Here is a 25,465-nt window from a genome sequence, read left to right on the forward strand (position 1 = left end):
TGATGTCCGAGATGAACATGGAAGGCCGCACCAGGCTGGACCAGCTGCCGGAATGGCACGCGCTGGCCGCACACCGCAAGGAGCTGGGCGACGCGCATCTGCGCGACCTGTTCGCGGGCGACCCGGAGCGCGGGCGCCGCCTCACCCTTCAGGTCGGCGATCTCCACGTCGACTACTCCAAGCACCTGGTGACCGACGAGACCCTGCGGCTGCTGCGCGAGCTGGCGAGCGCCACCAAGGTGGCCGAGCTGCGCGACGCCATGTTCCGCGGCGAGAAGATCAACACCACCGAGAACCGCTCGGTGCTGCACATCGCGCTGCGCGCACCGCACTCCGCGGAGATCAAGGCGGACGGGCAGGACGTCGTCGGCGAAGTGCACGCCGTGCTTTCCAAGATGGCCGTCTTCGCCGACCGCGTCAGGTCGGGCGACTGGACCGGCCACACCGGCAAGCGGATCCGAAACGTCGTCAATGTCGGCATCGGCGGCTCCGATCTGGGCCCGAAGATGGCCTACGAGGCGCTGCGCTCCTACAGCGACCGTTCGATGACGTTCCGGTTCGTCTCCAACGTGGACGGCGCGGATCTGCACGAGGCGGTGCGCGACCTGGACCCCGCCGAGACGCTGTTCATCGTCGCCTCCAAGACCTTCACCACCATCGAGACCATCACCAACGCCGTCTCCGCCCGCGACTGGCTGCTGACCGGGCTCCGGGCCGGTCAGGAGGCCGTCGCCAAGCACTTCGTGGCGGTGTCGACCAACGCCGAGAAGGTTGCCGAGTTCGGCATCGACACGGACAACATGTTCGGGTTCTGGGACTGGGTCGGCGGGCGTTACTCCTACGACTCGGCCATCGGCCTCTCCCTGATGGTCGCCATCGGCCCGGACTGCTTCCGCGAGATGCTGGCCGGTTTCCACCTGGTCGACGAGCACTTCTCCACCGCCCCGCCGGAGCAGAACGTACCGCTGCTGATGGGCCTGCTGGGCATCTGGTACGACAACTTCCACGGCGCCCAGGCGCATGCCGTCCTGCCGTACAGCCACTATCTGTCGCGGTTCACCGACTATCTGCAGCAGCTGGACATGGAGTCCAACGGCAAGCATGTGGACCGGGACGGCAACCGCGTCGGCTGGCAGACCGGCCCCATCGTCTGGGGCACCCCCGGCACCAACGGCCAGCACGCCTACTACCAGCTGCTCCACCAGGGCACCAAGCTGGTCCCGGCCGATCTGATCGGCTTCGCCCGGCCGGTGAAGGACCTGCCGCCCGGCCTGGAACCCCACCACGACCTGCTGATGGCCAACCTCTTCGCCCAGGGCCAGGCGCTGGCCTTCGGCAAGACCGCCGAGGAGGTCGCGGCCGAGGGGGTGCCCGAGGAACTGGTGCCGCACAAGACCTTCGACGGCAACCGCCCCACCACCACGATCCTCGCCCCCGAGCTGACCCCGTCGGTGCTGGGCCAGCTGGTCGCCCTCTATGAGCACAAGGTGTTCGTCCAGGGCGCGGTGTGGAACATCGACTCCTTCGACCAGTGGGGAGTGGAGCTGGGCAAGGTGCTCGCCAAGCGCGTCGAGCCCGCCCTGACCGAGGGCGCCGAGGTGCCCGGTCTGGACGCCTCCACCGAGCACCTGGTCGCCACCTACCGCTCGCTGCGCGGCCGCTGAGGTCCTTGACGTACACATGAACGATCCCCCGGGCGCTTCGTTCGGGCGCCCGGGGGATCGTTCACGTGCGATACGAGGGTTACGGCGAGGCCGGGGGGTACAGCTCGCGCGGCAGCCCCGCCGCCGCGGCCCGGTCCAGCAGCCACAGCGTCCGGCCGCGGCCGCGCGCGCCCGCCGCCGGAGCCTGCAGCTCCCCGGCGCCCGACAGCGCTATCGTGACCGCCTTCGCCTTGTCCTCACCGGCCGCCAGCAGCCACACCTCCCGTGCCGCGCGGATCGCGGGCAGGGTCAGCGAGATCCGCACCGGCGGCGGCTTGGGCGCGCCGCGCACCCCGACCACCGTCCGCTCGGTCTCCCGGACGGCGGGCAGCTCGGGGAAGAGCGAGGCCACATGGGTGTCCGGGCCGACGCCGAGCAGCAGCACGTCGAACGACGGCGCCGCGCCGTGGTTCTCCGGCCGCGCGGCCCGGGCCAGCTCGGCCGCGTACGCCTCGGCGGCCGCGTCCACATCGCCGCCGTGGGGCCCGTCGGACGCGGGCATCGCGTGCACCCGCGCCGGGTCCAGCTCCACCGCGTCCAGCAGCGCCTCGCGGGCCTGTGTGACATTGCGGTCCGCATGGCCGTCGGGCAGGAATCGCTCATCGCCCCACCACAGGTCCAGCCGCGACCAGTCGACCGCGTCGCGCGCCGGGGAGGCGGCGAGCGCGGCCAGCAGGCCGTTGCCGTTGCGCCCGCCGGTCAGGACGACCGAGGCCGAGCCACGGGCGGCCTGGGCGTCCACGATCTTCGTGATCAGCCGTGCCGCCGCGGCCTGGGCCATCAGCTCCTTGTCGCGGTGGACGACCACCTGCGGTGCGGTCATGTGTCCGCCTTCCCGTCCGCCTTCCGCTCCTGGGACTTCTGCTCCTGGGACTTCTGCTCCTGGGACTTCTGCTCCTGGGACTTCGGGGGGTGGGGCTTGGGAACCGGCGGCTGTGCCGGTGCCTGCGGCGGGTTCTTCGGCGAGCCCGGAGCGTGCTCCGACGGCGTCTCCGGGTCCCGGGTCGGCAGCGGCGGCAGCGGGTCCGCCCCGGGCGGCGCCACCTGGGTCGCCGGGGCGGCCTTGGCGTCCCGCTCCAGCGTCCCCACGCCGCCCTTGCCCAGCTTGCTCACGCCGAACTTCACCGACGACTCGTAGCTCTCGTCGGGGTCCAACCGGCGCAGCTCCTCGGCGATCAGCTCCGACATCTCACGCCGCTGCAGCGCCACATGCCGGTCGGGCTGGCCCGGCATCGCCAGCTCGGCCAGCGAGCCGTTCGCCCGGTCCAGGCAGATCACGCCGTCGGCCGTCTCCAGCCGCACCGCGGTCAGCCCGGGGCCCTCCGAGACCTGCCGGTCCACCGGAACCTCCAGCCGCTGGGCGAGCCACAGCGCGAGCAGCTCGCTGCTCGGGTTGTACGCCTCGCCCTCGACGACCGCGGAAGTGATCGGGGAGTGCCGCTGGTCCAGGGCCGCGGCCAGGACGCTGCGCCACGGGGTGATCCGGGTCCACGCCAGGTCGGTGTCGCCCGGGGTGTAGGTGGCGGCCCGCAGCCCGAGGGCCGCGACCGGGTCCTCGGTGGCCTGGGCGTCGGTGATCCGGCGCTGGGCCAGCCGCCCGAGCAGGTCCTCGGCCGGGTGCTCCGGGGCGTCCTCCGGCCACCACACCACCACCGGGGCGTCCGGCAGCAGCAGCGGCAGGACCACCGAGTAGGCGTGGTTGGCGAGTTCGCCGTGCAGCCGCAGCAGCACCGTCTCGCCGGTGCCGGTCTCGCCGCCGACCCGTACCTCGGCGTCCAGCCGGGCCATCTTGCGGTCGCGCGGCGACCGGCCCGGCCGCTTGATGACGACCAGGGTGCGCGAGGGGTGTTCCTTGGACGCCTCGCTCGCCGCCCGCAGCGCGTCGTAGTGGTTGCCCTCGTCGGTGACGATGACGAGGGTGAGCACCATGCCCACGGCCGGGGTACCGGTGGCCCGGCGCGCCTGGACCAGAGCGGAGTTGATCCGGCTGGACGTGGTGTCCGTGAGATCGATGTTCATGGCCGCCGCCAGCTCCGTCCGTCTCGTGCGAGCATCTCGTCCGCGGCTTTCGGCCCCCAGGTCCCGGAGGTGTACTGCTCGGGCTTGCCGTGCTGGTCCCAGTACTCCTCGATCGGGTCCAGGATCCGCCAGGACTGCTCGACCTCCTCATGGCGGGGGAAGAGGTTCGCCTCGCCGAGCAGGACGTCGAGCAGCAGCCGCTCGTACGCCTCGGGGCTGGACTCGGTGAAGGACTCGCCGTACTGGAAGTCCATCGTCACGTCCCGGATCTCCATGGAGGTGCCGGGCACCTTGGAGCCGAACCGGATGGTGACGCCCTCGTCCGGCTGCACCCGGATGACCAGGGCGTTCTGCCCCAGCTCCTGGGTGTCGGTGGCATCGAAGGGGGAGTGCGGGGCGCGCTGGAAGACCACCGCGATCTCGGTGACCCGCCGCCCCAGCCGCTTGCCGGTGCGCAGGTAGAAGGGGACACCCGCCCAGCGGCGGTTGTCGATCTCCAGCTTGATCGCGGCGTAGGTGTCGGTCTTCGAGTGGGGGTCGATGCCCTCCTCCTCGAGGTAGCCGTGCACCTCCTCACCGCCCTGCCAGCCGGAGGCGTACTGCGCGCGCACCGTGTGCTTGCCCAGGTCCTTGGGCAGCTTGACCGCCCTGAGCGCCTTCAGCTTCTCGGTGACCAGGGAGGACGCGTCGAAGGAGGCGGGCTCCTCCATGGCGGTCAGCGCGAGCAGCTGCAGCAGGTGGTTCTGGATGACGTCGCGGGCCGCGCCGATGCCGTCGTAGTAGCCCGCGCGCCCGCCGATGCCGATGTCCTCGGCCATGGTGATCTGTACGTGGTCGACGTACGACCGGTTCCAGATCGGCTCGAACATCGTGTTGGCGAAGCGGAGCGCCAGGATGTTCTGGACCGTCTCCTTGCCCAGGTAGTGGTCGATCCGGAAGACGTCGCTGGGCCGGAAGACCTCGTGGACGACCTGGTTGAGGTCCTGGGCGCTCTTCAGGTCGTGGCCGAAGGGCTTCTCGATGACCGCGCGCCGCCAGGAGTCGCCCTGCCCGTGCGACAGCCCGTGCTTCTTGAGCTGCTGGACGACGGTGGGGAAGAACTTCGGCGGGACCGACAGGTAGAAGGCGAAGTTGCCGCCGGTGCCGCGCGCCTTGTCGAGCTCCTCTATGGTCGCCTTCAGCTGGATGAACGCCTCGTCGTCGTCGAACACGCCGGGGACGAAGCGGAACCCCTCGGCCAGCTGCTGCCAGACCTCCTCGCGGAACGGGGTCCGCGCGTGTTCCTTGACCGCGTCATGCACGACCTGGGCGAAGTCCTCGTTCTCCCAGTCGCGGCGGGCGAAGCCGACGAGCGAGAAGCCCGGGGGCAGCAGGCCGCGGTTGGCCAGGTCGTAGATGGCGGGCATCAGCTTCTTACGGGACAGGTCGCCCGTGACGCCGAAGATCACGAGGCCGGACGGCCCCGCGATGCGCGGGAGCCGCCGGTCTCGTGGGTCACGCAGCGGATTGCTGCTGCTCACGATGTCACGCCTCCGAGGGTGCGAGGCGCTTGAGCTCCGCCTCGGTGGACTTCAGCAGGTCGTTCCACGAGGCCTCGAACTTCTCGACGCCCTCGTCCTCCAGCACCTGGACGACGTCGTCGTAGGAGATCCCGATCCCGGCCAGCGCGTCGAGGTCGGCCTTGGCCTGCTCGTACGTGCCGCGCACGGCGTCACCGCGGATCTCGCCGTGATCGGCGACCGCCTCCAGGGTGGCCTCCGGCATGGTGTTGACGGTGCCGGGGGCGACCAGATCCACGACGTACATGGTGTCCTTGTACGCCGGGTCCTTGACACCGGTCGAGGCCCACAGCGGACGCTGCTTGTTGGCGTTCGCCCGGTCCAGCGCGGCCCAGCGGTCGGAGCTGAAGACCTCCTCGTACGCCTGGTACGCGAGGCGTGCGTTGGCGACCGCGGCCTTGCCGCGCAGCGCCTTGGCCTCATCGGTGCCGATCTTGTCGATGCGCTTGTCGATCTCGGTGTCCACGCGGGAGACGAAGAAGGACGCCACCGAGTGGATCTTCTGCAGGTCGAGACCCGCGGCCTTGGCCTTCTCCAGACCGGCCAGGAAGGCGTCCATGACCGCGCGGTACCGCTCCAGGGAGAAGATCAGCGTGACATTGACGCTGATGCCCAGGCCGATCACCTCGGTGATCGCGGGCAGCCCCGCCTCGGTCGCCGGGATCTTGATGAAGGTGTTGGGCCGGTCCACCAGCCAGGCCAGCTGCTTGGCCTCGGCGATGGTGGCGGCCGTGTTGTGGGCCAGGCGCGGGTCCACCTCGATGGAGACCCGGCCGTCCTGGCCGCCCGTCGCGTCGTACACCGGCCGGAGGATGTCGGCCGCGTCGCGGACGTCCGCCGTGGTGATCATGCGGACGGCTTCCTCGACGGTGAGCCGGCGGACCGCGAGGTCGGCCACCTGCTGCTGGTAGCCGTCGCCGCCGGAGATCGCCTTCTGGAAGATCGACGGATTGGTGGTGACGCCTACGACATGCTGCTGGTCGATCAGCTCGGCCAGATTGCCGGAGGTGATCCTCTTGCGGGAGAGGTCGTCGAGCCAGATCGCGACGCCTTCGTCGGCCAGCCGCTTGAGTGCGTCTGTCATGGGGTGTGTTCTCCTACTCGTCGCACTTACGTCGTCTGTGGGGGTCAGCGCCCGGCGGCGTCGAGGGACTCGCGGGCGGCGGTGACCACGGCCTCGGCGGTGAGGCCGAACTCCCGGAAGAGCACCTTGTAGTCGGCCGAGGCGCCGAAGTGCTCCAGCGAGACGATGCGGCCGGCCTCGCCGACGTAGCGGTACCAGGTCAGGCCGATACCCGCCTCGACGGCCACACGAGCCTTGACGGACGGCGGCAGCACTGTCTCCCGGTACCCCTTGTCCTGCTCCTCGAACCACTCGACCGAGGGCATTGACACGACGCGGGTGGGAATCCCGGCGGCCTGGAGCTGCTCGCGCGCCTCCACGGCGAGCTGCACCTCCGAACCGGTGCCGATGAGGATGACCTGCGGCCGGCCACCCTCGGCCTCGAAGAGGACGTAGCCGCCCTTGGCGGCGTTCTCGTCGGCCTCGTAGGTCGGCACGTTCTGCCGGGTCAGGGCCAGGCCGTGCGGAGCCGGGTTCGCGGTGTGGCGGCGGGTGATCTCCCGCCAGGCGATGGCCGTCTCGTTGGCGTCGGCCGGGCGGACCACGTTCAGGCCCGGGATGGCGCGGAGCGCGGACAGGTGCTCCACCGGCTGGTGGGTCGGGCCGTCCTCGCCGAGGCCGATGGAGTCGTGCGTCCACACGTAGGTGACCGGCAGCTTCATCAGCGCGGCGAGCCGGACGGCCGGGCGCATGTAGTCGGAGAAGACCAGGAAGGTACCGCCGTAGACGCGGGTGTTGCCGTGCAGCGCGATGCCGTTCATGGTCGAGCCCATGGCGTGCTCGCGGATGCCGAAGTGGATCGTGCGGCCGTACGGGTCGGCCTCCGGCAGCGGGTTGCCCTTCGGGAGGAAGGACGAGGACGCGTCGATCGTGGTGTTGTTGGAGCCCGCGAGGTCGGCGGAGCCGCCCCACAGCTCGGGGAGCACCCCGCCGAGTGCCTTGAGCACCTGGCCGGACGCCTTGCGGGTGGCGACGTCCTTGCCCGGTTCGAAGACCGGCAGCGCGCTCTCCCAGCCCTCGGGCAGCTCGCCGGCGGTGATCCGGTCGAACAGGGCGGCCCGCTCGGCGTTGGCGTTCCGCCACTCCTGGAGCTTCTTGTCCCAGGCGGCGTGGGCCTCGCGGCCGCGCTCGACCAGGGCGCGGGTGTGGTTGATGACGTCCGTGTCGACCGCGAAGTGCTGCTCGGGGTCGAAGCCGAGGACGCGCTTGGTGGCGGCGACCTCGTCGGCGCCGAGCGCCGAGCCGTGGGAGGCCTCGGTGTTCTGCGCGTTCGGGGCGGGCCAGGCGATGATCGTACGGGCCGCGATGATCGAGGGGCGCTCGGTCTCGGCCTGCGCCGCCTTGAGCGCCGCGTACAGCGCGTGGACGTCGAAGTCGCCGCTCTCGGCCTGCTCGATGCGCTGGACGTGCCAGCCGTACGCCTCGTAGCGCTTCAGCACGTCCTCGGAGAGCGCGGTCGCGGTGTCGCCCTCGATCGAGATGTGGTTGTCGTCGTACAGGGCGACGATGTTGCCCAGCTTCTGGTGGCCGGCCAGCGAGGACGCCTCGGCGGAGATGCCCTCCTCCAGGTCGCCGTCGGAGACGATCGCCCAGATGGTGTGGTCGAACGGAGAGGCGCCCTGGGGCGCCTCCGGGTCGAACAGGCCACGCTCGTAGCGGGCGGCCATCGCCATGCCCACCGCGTTGGCGATGCCCTGGCCCAGCGGGCCGGTGGTGGTTTCGACACCGGTGGTGTGGCCGAACTCGGGATGGCCCGGGGTCTTGCTGCCCCAGGTGCGGAACGACCGCAGATCGTCGAGCTCAAGACCGAAGCCCGCCAGGTACAGCTGGACGTAGAGGGTCAGGCTGGTGTGCCCGGGGGAGAGGACGAAGCGGTCCCGGCCCGCCCAGCCCGCGTCGGAGGGGTCGTGCCGCATCAGCTTCTGGAAGAGCAGGTACGCGGCGGGCGCGAGGCTCATGGCCGTGCCAGGGTGGCCGTTACCGACCTTCTGTACGGAATCCATGGCCAGGACCCGGGCCGTGTCGACGGCTCGCTGGTCCAGATCGGTCCACTCGAGGTCTGTGGTAGTCGGCTTGGTGCTCACCCTGAGTCAGGGCTCCTCTCCACAATGTCGAAATCCGGTGACCGTATGTACACCGGCGCTGTCGAGCCTACCCCTGGAACAACGGTCATCTTTTCGAGTTCCACTCAACGGGATAAGGAACGAATTCCGAGGTTGCCGCATTCCCTCCGGGGCCTGTCCGAAGGGCGTCCCAGGCCCTACGGAAGGCGCGGTTCCGGGCCCTTCGTCCCCCGGGCACGGCCGCCTTACGGCCGCCGTGCCGTGCCCCTCCAACACGAGGGACCCCGGCGGCGGGCGGCGCATCCGCTACGTCTAGAGTGGCGTGGTACGCGCAAGTCTTTACCGGCTCTTCATGTCCGGTGCTTGCTTGTTCTTGCTTCCACCAGGGGTGTGCGTGACGGCCGTCGAATCCCGTCCTGCGGGGGTGCTCGAGACGAGCGAAACGAGCTCCGGTCACCGGCCGTTCGGGGCCCGTGTCAAGGCGTTCGTGGCGCTGACGAAGCCGCGTGTCATCGAACTGCTGCTGATGACGACGGTGCCGGTCATGTTCCTGGCCGCCCAGGGTGTCCCGGACCTGTGGCTGGTGGTCGCCACCTGTGTGGGTGGCTATCTGTCGGCCGGTGGCGCCGCCGCGTTCAACATGTATTACGACCGGGACATCGACGCGCTGATGGAGCGCACCGCGCAGCGCCCGCTCGTGACCGGCATGGTCTCGCCGCGGGAATGCCTCGTCTTCGCCTTCGCGCTCGCGGCGGGGTCGACGGCCTGGTTCTGGGCGCTGGTCAACCCGCTGTCCGCGATGCTGTCGCTCGGCGCGCTGGTCTTCTACGTCGTCGTCTACACGATGTGGCTCAAGCGCCGCACCTCGCAGAACATCGTCTGGGGCGGCATCGCGGGCTGCATGCCCGTGCTCATCGGCTGGTCCTCGGTGACCGACGAGGTCTCCTGGGCCGCGGTCATCCTCTTCCTCGTCATCTTCTTCTGGACGCCGCCGCACTACTGGCCGCTGTCGATGAAGGTCAAGGACGACTACGAGCGGGCCAGCGTGCCGATGCTGCCGGTGATCGCGGGCAACAAGGCGGTCGCCAAGCAGATCGTCCTCTACAGCTGGGCCATGGTCATCGTCTCGATGCTGCTGTGGCCGCTGGGCTACACCGGCTGGTTCTATCCGGTCGTGGCGGCCGTGCTGGGCGGGTTCTGGCTCAAGGAGGCGCACGGTCTCCAGGCGCGCGCCAGGGCCGGGATCACGGGCGCGAAGCTCAAGGAGATGCGGCTGTTCCACTGGTCGATCACCTATGTGTCGCTGCTGTTCGTCGCCGTGGCCGTGGACCCTTTCCTGCGGTGATTACCGGCGGGTAGCATCGGCTGTATGGCAGACACCACCCAGCCGGAGACGCCCGAGAGCGGCGAGTCGGCCGCCCAGCCCTCCGCGCCGGAAGCACCGGCCAAGCCGTCCAAGCCGTCCAAGGGCGAGAAGCGGGCCGAGCGGCTCGCCCGCCAGATCACGGCCTTCGCCGGGAGCCACGGCGGCGCCGAGGGACAGATCGCCCACATCGGGCGTGGCGCCGTCCGGATCGCCCTCGTCGGCGCCGACGGCGAATGGGGCGTCCTGGTGGCCCCCTCCCAGGACGGCGCGCGGCGCGCCGCCGAGATCGCCGGGCTGACCCTCAGGGACGACTTCGACGGCGAGCTCGCCGCCAAGGTCCGCACCGGTCCGTACGAGTGGACGCGCATGGCGGGCATCCAGCTCGGCGGACCCGGCAACCCTCCGGCAGCCGCCTCGTAGAACGCCTGGACGCGGGTCCGGCGACACCTCGCGCCCCTTCCGTCCGTTAAGCCCATCGATGCCGGAGGGCGAGGAGGCGGGCGGCGATGCACGAGGCGACGGACTCCCCGAACACCGTGTGCCCGCCGACCGGCCCGGTCCCCCGCGACGGGCCGGGCCCGGCGGCGGGGCCGATCACCCTGCCGCCGCTGGTCGACCAGCACAGCCACGGCACGGTCGACGGCGAGCTCGGAGTCGGCTCGTTCGAAACCCATCTGGCGGCCGCCGCCGGGTCGGGCGCGGCCCCGGCCGGCACCACCTTCTTCGACAGCTGGACCGGCCTCGCGGTGCGCCGCTGGTGCCCCCCGCTGCTGGGCATGGAGCCCCACTGCGCCCCCGTCAGCTATCTCGCCCGCCGCCGTGAACTGGGCGCCTACCGCGCCGCGCGGCTGCTGCTGCGCGGCTCCGGCATCGGCACCTTCCTGCTGGAGTCCGGCGCCCGGGACGACCTCAGCACCCCGGACGAGCTGGCCGCGGCCGCAGACGGCACGGTCCTCGAGGTGGTCCGCCTGGAGCCGCTGGCCGAGCAGGTCGCCGACACCTCAGGCACCGTCGACGCCTTCATCGGCAACACCGCCGAGGCGCTGTACGCGGCGGCCCAGCACGCGACCGCCTTCGCCATGGGGATCGCCTTCTGTGACGAGATCCCGCCCGACCCGCGCGAGGTGCGGCGTGCCGCCGCCCGCTGGCTCGCGCTCACCGTACGCCCGGCCCCAGGCCGCGCCCCCGACCCCGCGCTCGCCCAGCATCTGCTGTGGAGCGCCGTGGCGACCGGCCTTCCGGTGCAGCTGCACTGCGCCGATCCGCAGTCGCTCAGCGGCTTCCTGCGCGCCACCGCGGGCTTCGGCACCGATCTGGTGCTGCTGCCGGAGCGGCCGCACCACCGGCGGGCGGCCCAGCTCGCCGCGGCCTTCCCGCACGTCTACGCGGACGCCGGGCCGCGGCCCGGGGAGACCCTGGGCGAGGCGCCGTTCGGCAAGCTGCTGTTCTCGACGGGCGCGCGGGCGCTGCCCGAGCTGTATGTGACCGCGTCCCGGCTGTTCGGCCAGGCCATGGCCCGGCTGGCGGAGGAGTGGGTCGGCGAGGGGATCTGCACCCGGGCCGAGGCCCAGCGGATCGCCGGGCTGGTCGCGGCCGGGACCGCGCGCCGGGTCTACCGGCTGGACGCGGCCGGCTCGGGCTGAACGGCCTCGTGGTCGCCGGTGGGGGCCAGGGCGGGCACGGCCGCCGGGAGCCCGGGGCGCTCGCGCTGGGTGAGCAGCACCCGCAGCACCGCGATCCACACCAGGCAGGAGCCGAGCATATGGATGCCGACGACGACCTCGGGCAGATGGGTGAAGTACTGCACGTACCCCACCACGCCCTGCGCGAGCAGCACGACGAGGAGCTCCAGGACCGTGCGGCGCTGGGCGGCGGAGGCCTTCACGGCCCGCAGCGTGAACCACAGGGCGACGGTGAGGCCCAGCACGACGTAGACGAAGTCCACGTGCAGCTGGGTGATCTCCTGCCAGTTCAGCGGGATGCGGTGCACCTCACGGGCGTCACCGGCGTGCGGGCCCGCGCCGGTGACCACCGTGCCGATCAGGATCAGCGCGAGGGTCGCGCCGACCAACAGCCAGGTCAACTGGCGCACCGGGCGGGCGACGAGGTCGCGTGGCTCGCCGTCGCCCTCGCGAGCCCGCTGCCAGACGATCACCGCGACCGTGAGGAGCGCGGAGGCCAGCAGGAAGTGCGAGCTGACGATGTACGGGTTGAGCCCGGTGAGGACCACGATGCCGCCGACGACGGCGTTGCCCATCACGATCCAGAACTGGGTCCAGCCCAGCCGGGTGAGGGATCGGCGCACCGGCGTGCGGGCCCGGGCGGCGATGATCAGTACGCCGACGAAGACGCACAGGACGTACGTCAGCATGCGGTTGGTGAACTCGATGACGCCGTTGATGCCCATGTCGGCGGTGGGCGTCAGGCTGGACGGGGTGCACTTGGGCCAGGTGTCACAGCCCAGGCCGGACTGGGTGAGCCGGACCGCGCCCCCGGTCACCACGATGACGACGGCCATCACCACGGTGGCCAGCGCGGCCCGCTCCACGAAGCGCGCGGAGGGCTGCCAGCGCCGGGCGATCAGCTCGAACGGATTCAGCGAATTCGGCACCCGCCCATCGTAGGCCGCCGCTTGTGCAGCTTTTCACGAGGGGGTTGTGTTCCGGTAAAGCCGCAGTCCGTAAGGGCGCCTCGGGCCTACTCCCAGCGGAAGAAGCGGGCCGCCGCGCCCAGCCCCAGCACCGCCCAGACCGCCAGGATCCCCAGATCCCGCCACGGCATCCCGGCCCCGTCCTGGAGGACGTCCCGCAGCCCGCCCGAGAGCGCCGAGATCGGCAGCAGCTCCAGCGCGCTCCGCACGGGGCCCGGGAACTTGTCCAGCGACACGATGACGCCCCCGGCCACGAGCAGCAGCAGGAAGACCAGATTGGCGGCGGCCAGGGTCGCCTCGGCCTTCAGGGTGCCCGCCATCAGCAGCCCGAGGCCGGAGAACGCCGCGGTGCCCAGGACCAGCAGCAGCGCCACGGAGAACGGGTCGCCGTGCGGCGACCAGCCGAGCGCCAGCGCGATCGCGGTCAGCAGCACGATCTGCATCACCTCGGTGACCAGCACCGCACAGGTCTTGGCGGCCATCAGTCCCCACCGCGGCAGCGGTGAGACGGCGAGCCGCTTGAGCACGCCGTAGCGCCGCTCGAAGCCGGTGGCGATGGCCTGTCCGGTGAACGCCGTGGACAGCACGGCGAGCGCCAGCACACCGGGCGCCAGGAAGTCCACCGCGCTGCCGTCGGCGCCGGTGTCCACGATGTCGACGGTGCTGAAGAGCACCAGCAGCAGGGACGGGATGACGACGGTCAGCAGCAGCTGCTCGCCGTTGCGCAGCAGCATCCGGGTCTCCAGCGCGGCCTGCGCCCGGATCATCCGCGGCAGCGGGGCCGCCCCCGGCTTGGGGAGGAAAGTGCCCGTGGCGGTCACGCTCGCAGCTCCTTACCGGTGAGCTCCAGGAAGACGTCCTCGAGGGTGTGCCGCTCGACCGAGATCCGGTCCGGCATCACCCCGTTCTGCGCGCACCAGGAGGTGACGGTGGCCAGCATCTGGGGGTTGACCTTGCCGGTGACGCGGTACGAGCCGGGCGTCAGCTCGGCGGCCGTGGAGTCGGCGGGCAGCGCCTTGAGCAGCGAGGCCAGGTCGAGCGCGGGGCGGCCGATGAAGCGCAGGGTGTTCTCGGCGCCGCCCCGGCACAGCTCCTCCGGGGTGCCCCGGGCGATCACCTTGCCGCCGTCGATGATCGCCACATTGTCGGCGAGCTGCTCGGCCTCGTCCATGTAGTGGGTCGTCAGCATCACGGTGACCCCGTCGTCCCGCAGATCGCGGATGAGGTCCCAGGTGGCGCGGCGGGCCTGCGGGTCGAGCCCGGCGGTCGGCTCGTCGAGGAAGACCAGCTCGGGGCGGCCGACGACGGCCATGGCGAGCGCGAGCCGCTGCTGCTGGCCCCCGGAGAGCCGCCGGTAGGTGGTCCGGCCGCAGGAGTCGAGGCCGAGCCGCTCGATCAGCAGGTTCACGTCCACCGGATGCGCGTGGAGGGAGGCGGTGTGGCGCAGCATCTCTTCTGCGCGCGCGCCGGAATAAACGCCTCCGGACTGGAGCATCACCCCGACCCGGGGGCGCAGCGCCGGCGCGTCCGCGACCGGGTCGAGCCCGAATATCCGGACCGTCCCGGCGTCGGGGCGGCGATACCCCTCGCAGGTCTCGACGGTGGTGGTCTTACCGGCTCCGTTGGGGCCCAGAACGGCGGTCACGGTGCCCCGGCCGACGGACAGATCGAGCCCGTCGACCGCGGTCTTGGGGCCGTACCGCTTGACCAGGCCGACGATGTCGACCGCGGGCTCTTCTCGCATGCCCGGCAGTCTACGAATCGCCGGGCCGTCCGTGGGCGGCAGGGCCGGAAGCCGTTGTGCCCGCCATCCGGGCCCGGACACGTCGCCGCAGGTGAGCCCAGGTCTCGGACTTAGGTAGACCTAAGTGATGTACCCCACCGGACCCGGCGAACTCCTCGCTTGTGGATCGCCGGGGAATTACGCAACAATGGCGTTGTGAAATACGCGAGCGAGGCTCCGAACGAACGCGCGGCCGAAGCGGCCGCGCGGTCTGGCGCGCCCGCGTCCGCGCCGGAAGAGCAGCACGGCACCCGCAACCGGGTGGCGCGCTCCATCCTCGACCACGGTCCCTCCACCGCGGCGGAGCTCGCGCTGCGGCTGGAGCTGACCCAGGCGGCCGTCCGCCGCCACCTGGACACCCTCGTCGCCGACGGCGTCGTCGAGCCCCGAGAGAAGAGGGTGTACGGGGCGCGGGGGCGCGGCCGCCCGGCCAAGGTCTTCGCGCTCACCGACTGCGGTCGCGACGCCTTCGACCAGGCCTACGACAAGCTCGCCGTCGACGCTCTGCGCTGGATCGAGCAGAGCGCCGGAGGCGGCGAGGCGGGGCGTGCCGCGGTCGCGGCGTTCGCCCGCGCCAGGCTCGCCGCCCAGGCGGAGGGGTACCGCGGCGCCGTCGAGGCCGCCGCCCCCGGCGGCCGCACCCAAGCGCTCGCCGGAGCACTCTCCGCGGACGGGTACGCTGCTACGGCGCGCAGCGCGCCGGTCGGCGAACAGCTCTGCCAGCACCACTGCCCGGTCGCCCACGCAGCCGAGCGATATCCGCAGCTGTGTGAGGCGGAGACCGAGGTCTTCTCCCAGCTGCTCGGAACCCATGTGCAGCGTCTGGCCACCATCGCCCATGGCGACGGGGTGTGCACGACGTTCGTTCCGAAGACCGGCAAGGTCGAGAAGACCGACACCAGCACCACCAAGACCACCACCGCATCTGCCAGCACGGCCGGGAGGAACCCCGAATGACTCTCCCCACGGAGACCGCTCACCCCGAGCTCGAGGGCCTGGGCAACTACGAGTACGGCTGGGCCGACTCCGACGTGGCCGGCGCCTCGGCCAAGCGCGGCCTCTCCGAGGAGGTCGTACGCGACATCTCGGCGAAGAAGTCCGAGCCGGAGTGGATGCTCAAGCTCCGCCTGAAGGGCCTGCGGCTCTTCGACAAGAAGCCCATGCCCACCTGGGGCTCGGACCTGTCGGGTATCGACTTCGACAACATCAAGTACTTCGTCCGCTCCACCGAGCAGCAGGCCGCCTCCTGGGAGGACCTGCCCGAGGACATCAAGAACACGTACGACAAGCTGGGCATCCCGGAGGCCGAGAAGCAGCGCCTCGTCGCGGGTGTCGCGGCCCAGTACGAGTCCGAGGTCGTCTACCACCAGATCCGTGAGGACCTGGAGGAGCAGGGCGTCATCTTCCTGGACACCGACACCGCGCTCAGGGAGCACCCGGAGCTCTTCAAGGAGTACTTCGGCACCGTGATCCCGGCGGGCGACAACAAGTTCGCCTCGCTGAACACGGCGGTCTGGTCCGGCGGCTCGTTCATCTACGTGCCGAAGGGCGTGCACGTGGAGATCCCGCTGCAGGCGTACTTCCGCATCAACACCGAGAACATGGGCCAGTTCGAGCGGACGCTGATCATCGTCGACGAGGACGCCTACGTCCACTACGTCGAGGGCTGCACCGCGCCGATCTACAAGTCGGACTCGCTGCACTCCGCGGTCGTCGAGATCATCGTCAAGAAGGGCGCCCGCTGCCGCTACACGACCATCCAGAACTGGTCGAACAACGTCTACAACCTGGTCACCAAGCGCGCCGTGGCCTACGAGGGCGCGACCATGGAGTGGGTCGACGGCAACATCGGCTCCAAGGTGACCATGAAGTACCCCGCCGTCTACCTGATGGGTGAGCACGCCAAGGGCGAGACCCTGTCCATCGCCTTCGCGGGCGAGGGCCAGCACCAGGACGCCGGCGCCAAGATGGTCCACATGGCCCCCCACACCTCGTCGAACATCGTCTCCAAGTCGGTGGCGCGCGGCGGTGGCCGCACCTCCTACCGCGGTCTGATCGAGATCGGCGAGGGCGCCGAGGGCTCCAAGTCCAATGTGCTGTGCGACGCCCTGCTCGTCGACACGATCTCCCGCTCGGACACCTACCCGTATGTGGACGTCCGCGAGGACGACGTGTCCATGGGCCATGAGGCGACCGTCTCCAAGGTCAGCGACGACCAGCTCTTCTACCTGATGAGCCGCGGTCTGTCCGAGGACGAGGCCATGGCGATGATCGTGCGCGGCTTCGTCGAGCCGATCGCGCGCGAGCTGCCCATGGAGTACGCGCTGGAGCTCAACCGGCTGATCGAGCTGCAGATGGAGGGCGCGGTCGGCTGACGCCACCCCCTCCCCGCCCGGGCGGGGGCCGAAGCCTCCGCCCGGGCACCCCATTCAGGCCCATCAGGCAGAAAGAGAGCAGTACGACAGCCATGGCTGAAACCATCCCGGCCGGATCCACCACGGACGGCGTCATCCAGGTGGGCCAGCCCACCGATGCCCGGGTGAGCGCGCCCGCGTCGTACGACGTGGCCGACTTCCCGGTGCCCCATGGCCGCGAGGAGGACTGGCGGTTCACCCCCCTGGAGCGGCTGCGCGGTCTCCACGACGGCACGGCCGTCGCCGACGGCGGCGTCAGGGTCGAGGTGACCGCCCCCGCGGGCGTCACGGTCGAGACCGTGGGCCGTGACGACGCGCGCCTGGGGAAGGCCGGCAAGCCGGTGGACCGGGTGGCGGCGCAGGCGTACAGCTCCTTCGAGAAGGCGTCGGTCGTCTCGGTGCCCAAGGAGACGGTGCTCACCGAGCCGGTGCGGATCGCCGTGCACGGCGAGGGCGGCACCGCCTTCGGCCACCAGGTGATCGAGGTCGGCGCCTTCGCCGAGGCGGTCGTGGTCATCGACCACACCGGTGACGCCACGGTCGCCGCCAACGTGGAGTACCTGATCGGCGACGGCGCCAAGCTCACCGTGGTCTCCGTCCAGGACTGGGACGACACCGCGGTCCACGTCGGTCAGCACACCGCGCTGGTCGGCCGGGACGCCACCTTCAAGTCCGTGGTCGTCACCTTCGGCGGCGACCTGGTGCGGCTCCACCCGCGCGTCGTCTACGGCGCCCCGGGCGGTGAGGCCGAGCTCTACGGCCTGTACTTCACCGACAACGGCCAGCACCAGGAGCACCGGCTCTTCATCGACCACGACACCCCGCACTGCCGCAGCAACGTGGCCTACAAGGGCGCGCTGCAGGGCGCGGAGGCGCACGCGGTGTGGATCGGCGATGTGCTGATCCGGGCCGCCGCGGAGGGCACCGACACCTACGAGCTCAACCGCAACCTGGTCCTCACCGACGGCGCCCGCGTCGACTCGGTGCCGAACCTGGAGATCGAGACAGGTGAGATCGTCGGCGCCGGTCACGCGAGCGCGACCGGCCGCTTCGAGGACGAGCAGCTGTTCTACCTGATGGCGCGCGGCATCCCGGCCGACGAGGCCCGCCGCCTGGTGGTCCGCGGCTTCTTCGCCGAGCTCGTCCAGCAGATCGGGATCCCCGAGCTGGAGGAGCGGCTCATCGACAAGATCGAGGCCGAGCTGGAGGCGTCCGTAGGATGACCCCAACCTTCGTACGCGCCTGTGCGCTGGACGAACTCGAGGAAGACACCCCCAAGCGGGTCGAGCTCGAGGGCGTGCCGATCGCTCTTGTGCGCACCGAGGGTGAGGTGTTCGCGGTCAACGACATCTGCTCGCACGCGAACGTCTCGCTGTCCGAGGGCGAGGTGGAGGACTGCCAGATCGAGTGCTGGCTGCACGGCTCCAGCTTCGACCTGCGCACCGGCAAGCCGTCCGGCCTCCCCGCGACGCGCCCGGTCCCCGTATACCCCGTAAAGATCGAAGGGGACGATGTGCTCGTCTCCGTCACCCAGGAGTCCTGAGGCACCCATGGCCACGCTTGAGATCCACGACCTGCACGTTTCCGTCGACGCCGAGGGCGGTCCCCGCGAGATCCTGCGCGGTGTCGACCTGACCGTGAAGCAGGGCGAGACGCACGCCATCATGGGCCCCAACGGCTCCGGCAAGTCCACCCTGGCCTACTCGCTCGCCGGTCACCCGAAGTACACGGTCACCGGCGGCACCGTGACGCTGGACGGCGAGGACGTGCTCGCGATGTCCGTCGACGAGCGCGCCCGCGCCGGTGTCTTCCTCGCCATGCAGTACCCGGTCGAGGTCCCCGGCGTCTCGGTCTCCAACTTCCTGCGCACCTCCGCGACCGCGATCCGCGGCGAGGCGCCCAAGCTGCGCACCTGGGTCAAGGAGGTCAAGGAGGCCATGGAGCGCCTCTCGATCGACCCCTCCTTCGCCGAGCGGAACGTGAACGAGGGCTTCTCCGGCGGTGAGAAGAAGCGCCACGAGATCCTCCAGCTGGAGCTGCTGAAGCCGGCCATCGCGATCCTCGACGAGACCGACTCCGGCCTCGACGTGGACGCGCTGCGGGTGGTCTCCGAGGGCGTCAACCGGGTCCGCGAGTCCGGCCAGGTGGGCACCCTGCTGATCACCCACTACACCCGCATCCTGCGGTACATCAAGCCCGACCACGTCCACGTCTTCGCGGCGGGCCGGATCGCCGAGTCCGGCGGTCCCGAGCTCGCCGACAAGCTGGAGGAAGAGGGCTACGAGGAGTACGTGAAGGGAGGCGCGTCCGAGTGACACAGTTGCCGGGCCTCCTCGACACCGAGGCGATCCGCAAGGACTTCCCGATCCTGGACCGGGTCGTCCACGACGGCCAGCGGCTCGTCTACCTGGACAACGCGGCGACCTCGCAGAAGCCGCGCCAGGTGCTGGACGTGCTGAACGACTACTACGAGCGCTCCAACGCCAATGTGCACCGGGGCGTCCATGTGCTCGCCGAGGAGGCCACGGCGCTGTACGAGGGCGCTCGTGACAAGGTCGCCGCCTTCATCAACGCTCCCAGCCGCGACGAGGTGATCTTCACCAAGAACGCGTCGGAGTCCCTCAACCTGGTCGCCAACATGCTCGGCTGGGCCGATGAGCCCTACCGGGTGGACCAGGACACCGAGATCGTCATCACCGAGATGGAGCACCACTCCAACATCGTTCCGTGGCAGCTGCTCTCGCAGCGCACCGGCGCGAAGCTGAAGTGGTTCGGCCTCACCGAGGACGGCCGCCTCGACCTGTCGGAGATAGAGCAGATCATCACCGAGAAGACCAAGGTCGTCTCGTTCGTGCTGGTCTCCAACATCCTCGGCACGGTCAACCCGGTCGAGGCGATCGTCCGCCGCGCCCAGGACGTCGGCGCCCTCGTGGTGATCGACGCCTCCCAGGCCGCCCCGCACATGCTGCTGGACGTCCAGGCGCTCCAGGCCGACTTCGTGGCCTTCACCGGCCACAAGATGTGCGGTCCGACCGGTATCGGGGTGCTGTGGGGCCGCCAGGAGCTGCTGGAGGACCTGCCTCCGTTCCTCGGCGGCGGCGAGATGATCGAGACCGTCTCGATGCACTCGTCCACCTACGCCCCGGCGCCGCACAAGTTCGAGGCCGGTACGCCCCCGATCGCCCAGGCCGTCGGCCTCGGCGCGGCCGTGGACTACCTCACCTCGATCGGCATGGACAACATCACCCGCCATGAGCACGCCCTCACCCACTACGCGGTCGGCAGGCTCCTGGAGGTGCCGGACCTGCGCATCATCGGCCCCACCACGGCCGAGGAGCGCGGTGCCACGATCTCCTTCACGCTCGGCGACATCCACCCCCACGACGTGGGCCAGGTGCTGGACGAGCAGGGGATCGCGGTCCGGGTCGGTCACCACTGCGCCCGTCCCGTATGCCTGCGCTACGGAATTCCGGCGACCACCCGAGCGTCGTTCTATCTGTACTCCACGCCGGCCGAGGTCGACGCCTTGGTGGAGGGCCTGGAGCACGTACGGAACTTCTTCGGGTAGGGGCGTGCCGCGTGAAGCTGGATTCGATGTACCAGGACGTGATCCTGGACCACTACAAGAACCCCCATGGCCGGGGGCTGAGGAACGGCGACGCAGAGGTACACCACGTCAATCCCACCTGCGGTGACGAGATCACGCTCCGGGTGCGGCTTGACGGCGACACCATCGAGGACGTGAGCTACGAGGGCCAGGGCTGTTCCATCAGCCAGGCCAGCGCCTCGGTCCTCAATGAGCTGCTGGTGGGCAAGGAGCTGGCCGAGGCCCGCAGAATCCAGGAGACCTTCCTGGAGCTGATGCAGTCCAAGGGCAAGGCCGAGCCGGACGACGCGATGGAGGAGGTGCTGGAGGACGCGATCGCGTTCGCCGGTGTCTCCAAGTATCCGGCCCGGGTGAAATGCGCCCTGCTGAGCTGGATGGCGTGGAAGGACGCCACGGCGCAGGCGCTGGGCGAGACCGCCGGAGGGAAGACCGCATGACTGAGAACGCCACCACCACCAAGCCCGCCAGTGAGGAAGAGGTCCGCGAGGCCCTGTACGACGTCGTGGACCCCGAGCTGGGCATCGACGTGGTCAACCTCGGTCTGGTCTACGGCATCCATGTCGACGACGGCAATATCGCCACCATCGACATGACGCTCACCTCGGCGGCCTGTCCGCTGACCGATGTCATCGAGGACCAGGCCAAGTCCGCGACCGACGGCATCGTCAACGAGCTGCGGATCAACTGGGTCTGGATGCCGCCGTGGGGCCCGGACAAGATCACCGACGATGGGCGTGAGCAGCTGCGCGCGCTCGGCTTCAACGTCTGACAGCTCCTCCCAGGGCTTTTCGAGCGGCCCCCGCGCTTCGGCGCGGGGGCCGTTCGCGTGTCCGTAACCCTGCGGTGGACCGGTTGTGTACGCCCGTACGCATCGTTGTGTACGCTCGTACGCATGGCATATGTGACGCTCTCCGGGGCCATCCTGGCCGAGATCCTGGCGACCACCTCGATGAAGTACAGCGAAGGCTTCAGCAGGCTCTGGCCCTCGCTGGCCACCGGCGCGGGCTATCTGCTCTCCTTCGTGCTGCTCGCCCACACGCTCAAGTCCATCTCCGTCAGCACCGCCTACGCCATATGGTCCGGGGCCGGGACCGCCGTCATCGCCGCGATCGGCATGCTCTTCCTGGGGGAGGCGATGACCGCCGCCAAGGTGCTGGGGGTGCTGCTGGTCATCGCCGGGGTGGTGGTGCTCAATCTGAACGGCGCCCACTGATGGGCCGCCGCTATGACCCCGAGCGGCGGCAGCGGATCATCGACGCCGCGGCCGCCGTGGTCCGCGAGCGCGGCATCGCGGGGCTCGGCCACCGGGCCGTGGCCGCCGCGGCCGATGTGCCGCTGGGCTCGACGACCTACCACTTCGCGACCCTCGACGACCTGCTGATCGCGGCGCTCCGCCAGATCAACGCGGAGTGGCTGGCGGAGGTGGAACGCTGGGTGGAGGGCGTCGACCCGGCCGCACCGCCCGCCGACGAGCTGGCCCGGTGGCTGGAGGAGCAGATCACGGGCGACCGGGCGCGACTGGAGCTGGAGTACGAGCTGTACTTCGCCGCGCTGCGCCATGAGGGGCTGCGGCCGCTCGCCGCCGAGTGCCTGGACGAGATGGCCCGCATGCTGACACGACTGGTGCCCGACGCGGCCACGGCGCGCGCGGTGGTGGCTCTGATCGACGGGCTGACCTTGCAGGTGCTGCTGGCGGACCGCCCGTACGACCGGGAGGACACCCGCGCGGCGCTGGCGCGGATCATGGGCGGGGACGGCGGCGACGGGCCGCCCGGGACCGCTCGCTGAGACCGTACGGCGGGCCGATCGCTCGCTGAGACCGTACGGCGGACCGCCCGTTCGCTGAGACCGTACGGCGGACCGCCCGGGACCGCTCGCTGAGACCGGTTCGCCTCCCGGGCCCGGCTCCGGTTAGCGTTCTGACCATGACCGATGCACCCACCACCGCCCCCACCGGCGCCGTCGCCGCCGGTCTCGCCACCCTCACCGAGGACGGCACCGTCCTGGACACCTGGTTCCCGGCCCCCGAGCTGACCGCCGAGCCCGGCCCGGCCGGGACCGAGCGGCTCGACGCCGAGCGCACCACGCAGCTGCTGGGCGAGACCGCCCTCAAGGCGGTCGGACCGGACCCCCGGCGCGGCGTCGAGGTCGTCGCCGTCCGCACGGTCATCGCCTCGCTGGACGAGAAGCCCGGGGACGCGCACGACGTCTATCTGCGGCTGCATCTGCTCAGCCACCGCCTGGTCAAGCCGCACGGCCTGAGCCTGGACGGCCAGTTCGGCCTGCTGGCCAACGTCGCCTGGACCTCGCTCGGCCCCGTCGCCGCCGACCAGGTGGAGCGGGCCCGGCTCGCCGCCCGCGCCGAGGGGCTGCAGCTGTCGGTGACCAGTGTCGACAAGTTCCCCCGGATGACCGACTACGTCGTCCCCGCCGGCGTCCGCATCGGCGACGCCGACCGGGTCCGCCTCGGCGCCCACCTCGCCTCCGGGACCACGGTCATGCACGAGGGCTTCGTCAACTTCAACGCCGGAACGCTCGGCACCTCCATGGTCGAGGGCCGGATCAGCGCGGGCGTCGTGGTCGGCGACGGCTCCGACGTCGGCGGCGGTGCCTCGATCATGGGCACCCTCTCCGGCGGCGGCAAGCAGACGATCACCATCGGCGAGCGCTGCCTGCTCGGCGCCGAGGCGGGCCTGGGCATCTCGCTCGGCGACGACTGCATCGTCGAGGCGGGGCTGTATGTGACGGCGGGCACCCGCGTCACGCTCCCGGACGGCAAGATCGCCAAGGCCCTGGAGCTCTCCGGCGTCAACAACCTCCTCTTCCGCCGCAACTCCATCACCGGCACGGTGGAGGCGCTGCCCCGGACCGGTTCTTGGGGCGGGCTGAACGAGGCGCTGCACAGCCACAACTGAGTTGGCCGGGGTTCGCCCCCGTTGGGTTTCGTCGCCGGGTGCGGGCGGGTGGGTGGTGTTGTGCCCACCCGTCCCGCCAGGGGGCACCTCCCAGCGGTAGCTGGGGGAGTGACGATTGCCCACAACCTCCACTCAGGGGCGCACTCGCACCACCTGCGGGTCGTGGTCGCTGGACTGGTCCGAGAACTCGGCGTTGATGTGCACGATGTCGTAGTCGGCGCGGCGCAGCGCGCGGCTGGTCAGGATGTGGTCCAGCACCTGCGAATTGCCGTTGTAGACATAGCCGTAGCGCTCGTCCTCCGGCAGCCGGGTCACCAGGTCCGTCAGCACACCGCCCTCGGTGAGGTCGGCCAGCGCGGGCGAGAACTGGTAGTCGTTGAGGTCGCCCGCGACGACCACGGACGCCTTCGGGTCGGCGTTCAGCAGCGCCTTGACGAAGGTGTTGACCGCCGTGGCCTGCCCGGTGCGCTGGGTCTCCGAGGAGCGGGCCGGGGGCTGGAAGCGGCTGTCCAGGCCCTGGTCGCCGCCCTTGGAGTTGAAGTGGTTCGCGACCACGAAGACCGGGCGGCCCCGGAAGGAGAACTGCCCGACCAGCGGCTTGCGGCTGTTCTTCCAGACGCCGTTCGCCGGGTCGATACGGCCGGGGGAGGCCGACAGCGTGGCCTTGCCGCCCTTCTCCTCGACCTTGACGGGGGTGGTGGAGTCGCCGCCGGGGATGTCGGTGAAGGAGACCCGCTCGGGGTTGTAGAGGAACGCCACGCGGATGTTGCCGCCCGGCTCACCGCCGTCCTGGTCGTCCACCGGGTTGATCTGCCGCCATTGGTACGCGGGACCGCCCGCCGCCTTGATGGCGTCGGTGAGCTTCTTCAGCGTGGCGTCGGCGCTGACCACCGAGTCGTTCGTCGCGCCGTTGTCGTCCTGGACCTCCTCCAGGGCGACGATGTCCGGCGAGGCGAGGTGCTCCACGAGGCCGGTGGCCAGCCGGTCGAACTTCGACTGGGCGGTCTTGGGGGAGAGGTTCTCCACGTTGTAGGTGGCGATGGAGAGTTCGTCCGCCTTCTGCTTGCGGGTGGTCTCCCGCTGCGGGCCGTGGTCGGCCAGTTCGCCCATCGCGGTGGCCGCGATCGTGTAGCCGCCGAAGTTGTCGTAGTCCAGCGGCCCGGCCGTGGTGCCGGTCAGCGCGTCGCCGACGTCCGCCACGGGGAAGGGGTGCTGGGCGTAGGGGAGGAGCGAGACCACCTTCACCCGGCCCGCGTTCGGGTCGCGGTACGAGCTGTAGAGGGCGCCGCCGCGCGCGGTGCGCCGGTGGTGGGGCTCGGCGGTGACCCACAGCTCCTTGTAGGTGTTGGTCGCGCCGACCACGGGGGCGTTCTCGACCGAGACCCGCATGCCCTCCAGCGACTCGTAGCGGTCCAGGGCGTAGGAGCGCGGCCGCAGCGCCAGCCCCTCGATGGGGTCGCCACCGGCGTCCGGGGCGTAGCGGTCGGGGATCGTGGAGGGGTTGAGCCGGTAGGCGGCGGGCAGCGCGTTGCCGGAGGACCGGACCGTCCAGGTCGCCTTGGAGAGCTCGGTGAGCGACTGCCCACCGGCGTCCTTGCCGCCCGGGTAGTACTCGGACACCGTCCCGGAGACCAGCACCGAGTCGCCCACGGCGACCGAGGGCGTGGTCGACCCGGTGAAGACGAAGATCGCCTCGCTGGTGGCCGCGTCCTTGTCGGGCTGGGTGTCCTGGATCCAGAAGCCGCGCGAGGAGCCGAAGGCGCGTATCGCCGTGACCGTGCCGGGGACGTCGCTCACCTGCTGTCCGGCGAGCGGGGATATCCGGGTGCTGCCCTGGATGTCATGGATGCGGACCTCGGCGGCGGAGGCCGACGAGGGCACGGCGAGCAGCCCGGCCGCGAGGGCCGAGGCGGCGACGGCGGTGAGGGCGACGGGTCCGCGCGGGGCGCGAAGGGACATGGCGGAGCCTCCGGAAAGGAGTGAACGGCGAGGAATCTGCCTCTACGCGCGTCAATCTCTTTCGTCGCCAGGGAAGTTGTCAAGGGAGGACGGGTGGCCCGGGCATGGCGGAAACGGGACGGAGACATGAACGAGGGCCGCCCCCCACCCCTCGCCGTGGCCGGTTCCCTTCAGTCCGCCGGCTGGATTCACCGCATGCCGTGGCGCGGGATACGGCACCGTATGCGGCACGTGAGGGGGCGCGGGATGTGGCACGGGAGGGGGCGCAGACCACATCGGGACGAAAGTGCCGTCCCGTTCCGTC

General features: G+C 70.6%; 24 protein-coding genes. 15 read left to right on the plus strand and 9 right to left on the minus strand.

The genetic code is table 11. The annotated features are described in order from the left end of the window. Positions 1-11 precede the first annotated feature (11 nt). Positions 12-1,664: a glucose-6-phosphate isomerase gene (gene pgi, locus IEJ02_RS17375; protein ID WP_191065801.1), complete on the plus strand. Its 1,653-nt coding sequence runs from the start codon at positions 12-14 to the stop codon at positions 1,662-1,664. Positions 1,665-1,743: 79 nt separating this feature from the next. Here the strand turns inward: pgi and pgl are convergent, their stop codons facing one another. The 5 genes from pgl to tkt are packed head-to-tail and all read right to left on the minus strand — an operon-like array spanning position 1,744 to position 8,488. Continuing rightward, positions 1,744-2,526, minus strand: a complete 783-nt coding sequence (pgl, locus tag IEJ02_RS17380; protein ID WP_191065713.1) for a 6-phosphogluconolactonase — start codon at positions 2,524-2,526, stop codon at positions 1,744-1,746. Then, positions 2,523-3,722, minus strand: a complete 1,200-nt coding sequence (gene opcA, locus IEJ02_RS17385; protein WP_223863979.1) for a glucose-6-phosphate dehydrogenase assembly protein OpcA — start codon at positions 3,720-3,722, stop codon at positions 2,523-2,525. The genes pgl and opcA overlap by 4 nt, the downstream gene beginning before the upstream one ends. Next, entirely contained in the window at positions 3,719-5,245 is a 1,527-nt protein-coding gene (gene zwf / locus IEJ02_RS17390; protein ID WP_191065802.1) for a glucose-6-phosphate dehydrogenase, read from the minus strand. Before zwf ends, opcA begins: the two co-directional genes overlap by 4 nt. A 1-nt stretch (position 5,246) precedes the next feature. Then, positions 5,247-6,365, minus strand: coding sequence for a transaldolase (tal, locus tag IEJ02_RS17395; protein ID WP_191065714.1), 1,119 nt, complete (start codon positions 6,363-6,365; stop codon positions 5,247-5,249). Between the two features lie 44 nt (positions 6,366-6,409). Then, complete coding sequence (tkt, locus tag IEJ02_RS17400) at positions 6,410-8,488, minus strand: transketolase (protein ID WP_191065715.1); 2,079 nt, start codon at positions 8,486-8,488, stop codon at positions 6,410-6,412. A 373-nt stretch (positions 8,489-8,861) separates the two neighbouring features. Between tkt and IEJ02_RS17405 the strand changes: the two genes are divergently transcribed. The 3 genes from IEJ02_RS17405 (at position 8,862) to IEJ02_RS17415 (ending at position 11,476) form a co-directional block, all read left to right on the plus strand. Next, complete coding sequence (locus tag IEJ02_RS17405) at positions 8,862-9,812, plus strand: heme o synthase (protein WP_191065716.1); 951 nt, start codon at positions 8,862-8,864, stop codon at positions 9,810-9,812. 24 nt (positions 9,813-9,836) lie between these two features. Next, positions 9,837-10,253 carry a hypothetical protein gene (locus IEJ02_RS17410; protein WP_191065717.1) on the plus strand — a complete coding sequence of 139 codons (417 nt, stop codon included), beginning with the start codon at positions 9,837-9,839 and terminating at the stop codon, positions 10,251-10,253. 86 nt (positions 10,254-10,339) lie between these two features. Further along, on the plus strand, positions 10,340-11,476 hold the full coding sequence (locus tag IEJ02_RS17415) for an amidohydrolase (protein WP_223863981.1): 1,137 nt from the start codon (positions 10,340-10,342) through the stop codon (positions 11,474-11,476). On the opposite strand, the gene IEJ02_RS17420 is transcribed toward IEJ02_RS17415, so the two are convergent. The 3 genes from IEJ02_RS17420 to IEJ02_RS17430 all read right to left on the minus strand — a co-directional run bounded on the left by IEJ02_RS17420 (position 11,446) and on the right by IEJ02_RS17430 (position 14,227). After that, positions 11,446-12,444, minus strand: coding sequence for a COX15/CtaA family protein (locus IEJ02_RS17420; protein ID WP_191065718.1), 999 nt, complete (start codon positions 12,442-12,444; stop codon positions 11,446-11,448). The genes IEJ02_RS17415 and IEJ02_RS17420 overlap by 31 nt on opposite strands. Before the next feature lie 86 nt (positions 12,445-12,530). After that, positions 12,531-13,304 (minus strand): ABC transporter permease, encoded by a 774-nt coding sequence (locus tag IEJ02_RS17425; protein WP_191065719.1) that lies wholly within the window; start codon positions 13,302-13,304, stop codon positions 12,531-12,533. Further along, positions 13,301-14,227 carry an ABC transporter ATP-binding protein gene (locus IEJ02_RS17430; RefSeq protein WP_191065720.1) on the minus strand — a complete coding sequence of 309 codons (927 nt, stop codon included), beginning with the start codon at positions 14,225-14,227 and terminating at the stop codon, positions 13,301-13,303. The genes IEJ02_RS17425 and IEJ02_RS17430 overlap by 4 nt, the downstream gene beginning before the upstream one ends. A 195-nt stretch (positions 14,228-14,422) precedes the next feature. On the opposite strand from IEJ02_RS17430, the gene IEJ02_RS17435 reads away from it, so the two are divergent. The 11 genes from IEJ02_RS17435 to dapD all read left to right on the plus strand — a co-directional run bounded on the left by IEJ02_RS17435 (position 14,423) and on the right by dapD (position 23,202). Further along, a complete protein-coding gene (locus tag IEJ02_RS17435) occupies positions 14,423-15,223 on the plus strand; it encodes a helix-turn-helix transcriptional regulator (RefSeq protein WP_191065721.1) in 801 nt (266 codons plus the stop codon). Continuing rightward, on the plus strand, positions 15,220-16,641 hold the full coding sequence (sufB, locus tag IEJ02_RS17440; protein ID WP_191065722.1) for a Fe-S cluster assembly protein SufB: 1,422 nt from the start codon (positions 15,220-15,222) through the stop codon (positions 16,639-16,641). The genes IEJ02_RS17435 and sufB overlap by 4 nt, the downstream gene beginning before the upstream one ends. A gap of 92 nt (positions 16,642-16,733) precedes the next feature. Next, on the plus strand, positions 16,734-17,903 hold the full coding sequence (sufD, locus tag IEJ02_RS17445) for a Fe-S cluster assembly protein SufD (protein ID WP_191065723.1): 1,170 nt from the start codon (positions 16,734-16,736) through the stop codon (positions 17,901-17,903). Beyond that, positions 17,900-18,223 carry a bifunctional 3-phenylpropionate/cinnamic acid dioxygenase ferredoxin subunit gene (locus tag IEJ02_RS17450; RefSeq protein ID WP_137977456.1) on the plus strand — a complete coding sequence of 108 codons (324 nt, stop codon included), beginning with the start codon at positions 17,900-17,902 and terminating at the stop codon, positions 18,221-18,223. Before sufD ends, IEJ02_RS17450 begins: the two co-directional genes overlap by 4 nt. 7 nt (positions 18,224-18,230) lie before the next feature. Further along, a complete protein-coding gene (gene sufC / locus IEJ02_RS17455; RefSeq protein WP_137977455.1) occupies positions 18,231-18,995 on the plus strand; it encodes a Fe-S cluster assembly ATPase SufC in 765 nt (254 codons plus the stop codon). Next, a complete protein-coding gene (locus IEJ02_RS17460; protein ID WP_137977454.1) occupies positions 18,992-20,248 on the plus strand; it encodes a cysteine desulfurase in 1,257 nt (418 codons plus the stop codon). Before sufC ends, IEJ02_RS17460 begins: the two co-directional genes overlap by 4 nt. Positions 20,249-20,259: 11 nt before the next feature. Then, a complete protein-coding gene (sufU, locus tag IEJ02_RS17465) occupies positions 20,260-20,724 on the plus strand; it encodes a Fe-S cluster assembly sulfur transfer protein SufU (RefSeq protein ID WP_037949640.1) in 465 nt (154 codons plus the stop codon). Beyond that, entirely contained in the window at positions 20,721-21,056 is a 336-nt protein-coding gene (locus tag IEJ02_RS17470) for a metal-sulfur cluster assembly factor (protein WP_020872231.1), read from the plus strand. Before sufU ends, IEJ02_RS17470 begins: the two co-directional genes overlap by 4 nt. 123 nt (positions 21,057-21,179) lie before the next feature. Continuing rightward, positions 21,180-21,500: a DMT family transporter gene (locus IEJ02_RS17475; protein WP_137977453.1), complete on the plus strand. Its 321-nt coding sequence runs from the start codon at positions 21,180-21,182 to the stop codon at positions 21,498-21,500. Next, on the plus strand, positions 21,500-22,075 hold the full coding sequence (locus IEJ02_RS17480; protein WP_191065724.1) for a TetR/AcrR family transcriptional regulator: 576 nt from the start codon (positions 21,500-21,502) through the stop codon (positions 22,073-22,075). The genes IEJ02_RS17475 and IEJ02_RS17480 overlap by 1 nt, the downstream gene beginning before the upstream one ends. Before the next feature lie 137 nt (positions 22,076-22,212). Then, positions 22,213-23,202 carry a 2,3,4,5-tetrahydropyridine-2,6-dicarboxylate N-succinyltransferase gene (dapD, locus tag IEJ02_RS17485; RefSeq protein ID WP_137977451.1) on the plus strand — a complete coding sequence of 330 codons (990 nt, stop codon included), beginning with the start codon at positions 22,213-22,215 and terminating at the stop codon, positions 23,200-23,202. A gap of 132 nt (positions 23,203-23,334) precedes the next feature. Here dapD and IEJ02_RS17490 read toward each other — a convergent pair whose 3' ends face one another. Continuing rightward, positions 23,335-25,161 (minus strand): DUF8508 domain-containing protein, encoded by a 1,827-nt coding sequence (locus IEJ02_RS17490; RefSeq protein WP_191065725.1) that lies wholly within the window; start codon positions 25,159-25,161, stop codon positions 23,335-23,337. Positions 25,162-25,465: the final 304 nt, after the last annotated feature.

The sequence above is a fragment of the Streptomyces sp. 5-10 genome (assembly GCF_014712245.1).
Lineage (GTDB): Bacteria > Actinomycetota > Actinomycetes > Streptomycetales > Streptomycetaceae > Streptomyces > Streptomyces violaceusniger.